The 1663-nt window shown below is 62.2% G+C and carries 1 protein-coding gene; it reads left to right on the top strand.

Annotated elements, in window-relative coordinates; translation table 11 throughout:
• Nucleotides 1-1286 (top strand): carboxylesterase/lipase family protein (locus AWB67_RS37330; protein ID WP_087660802.1); only part of this gene is annotated, 1286 nt, incomplete at its 5' end.
• Nucleotides 1287-1663 lie beyond the last annotated feature (377 nt).

Raw genomic sequence — 1663 nt, 5'->3', positions numbered from 1 at the left:
ACGTCAGCGAGGACTGCCTGTTCCTGAACGTCTGGAGCGGCGCGAAGACACGCGGCGCGAAACTTCCCGTGATGGTGTGGATCCACGGCGGCGGCTTCCAGTTCGGCACCGGCTCCGACAACGCGCTTGACGGCACGTCACTCGCGAAGAAGGGCGTGGTCGTGGTGACGTTGAACTATCGGCTCGGCGTGTTCGGGCATCTGTCGCGCCCCGATCTCGACGCCGAGTCGGGCGGGCACAAGTCAGGCATGTACGGCATTCAGGATCAGATCGCGGCGCTCAGGTGGGTCAAGGCCAGCATCTCGGGATTCGGCGGCGACCCGAACGTGACGGTGTTCGGCGAATCGGCGGGCGCGCACGCGATCGGCTTGCTGATGGCGTCGCCTCTCGCAACGGGCCTGTTCCAGAAGGCCATCGGCGAAAGCGGCGCGTTCTGGGAGAGCGAGCACGGCGAGATGAAACCCTACGCGGATGCCCAGGCGATGGGCGTCGTGCTCGGCAATCAGTTCAACGCGACGACCATCGACAAGTTGCGCGAGGTTCCGGCATTGCAACTGGAGACCGCGACCAACTGGACTTTCGCGACGGACCCCGGACTCACGAACTATTCGCCAGTCGTCGACGGCTACGTGCTGCCCGAGAATCCCTTCGTCCGGTTCATGCATGGACGCCAGAACGACGTCCCGCTGCTCGCCGGCTGGAATTCGGATGAAGGCCTCGCGTTCTTCGGCCGCGCGTTGCCGCACCAGACAGTGCAGGCGTTCACCGATGCCGCCACGAAAGAGTTTGGTGCCGCGAATCTGCCGATGTTCCTGCAGGCGTATCCGGCCGGTTCGCCGGACGAGGCGGCCCGTTCGGCGCAGGCGCTGATCGGCGATCAGGTGATCAAGTACCAGACCTGGGGCTGGGCGACGCAGCAGCAGAAGACCGGGCGCTCACCGGTGTACGTCTATCACTTCGAGCAGAGCTCGCCGTATAACGCTATCGCGACGCACGCGACCGACGTGCAATATGTCTTCGGTAACCTGCCGGCGAAGGGTGGGGTGAGCGCAGGCAGCCAGGACCTCGCCGTGTCGGACACGATGCAGACTTACTGGACGAACTTCGCTCGTGCCGGCGATCCCAACGGGGCGGGTTTGCCACAATGGCCGCGCTATGCAGGCGCGGGAAGCCAGACGATGCGCATCGGCGCCGTGATTCAGGCGGGCGCGGAGGAAGGCACCGCGCGCTTTCAGTTTCTCGACAGGTTTCGGGTTGATGGGGTCATTGGGGTGAGTCAGCCTTAAGGGATGGCACCGGGTGGGGGGGCTTGACCGGGCGACACAGCAGCGATTGACGCAAAAAAAGAACGATCGTTTTCGCTGCTTGTAACGTTTCTCATTTTGCATGCTCAATGCTCAATGCTCTCGTGGCCCGCGTGAGCATCGAGCCGAGCGTCGACGCGCCCTTTACAGCACGCTGTTGCATCGAGCCGTGCCGCTCGTTTTCTTTCCTTGCGTCGCATATCAGCTAACCAATCGATCTGCCCTGAAACAATTCGAAATTTATTCGTAGCAGCATCGCTAATGCGGCATATTCGCGGATTGAAACGCGGACGGTAAAGGCGCGCAAACGATAAAACGATTTTTCATGCGAAGGCTCGACGGCGATCATCCATGCGGTC

The sequence above is a fragment of the Caballeronia terrestris genome (genome assembly GCF_001544515.1).
Classification (GTDB): domain Bacteria; phylum Pseudomonadota; class Gammaproteobacteria; order Burkholderiales; family Burkholderiaceae; genus Caballeronia; species Caballeronia terrestris.
This window is presented reverse-complemented; position numbering and strand designations above follow the sequence as displayed.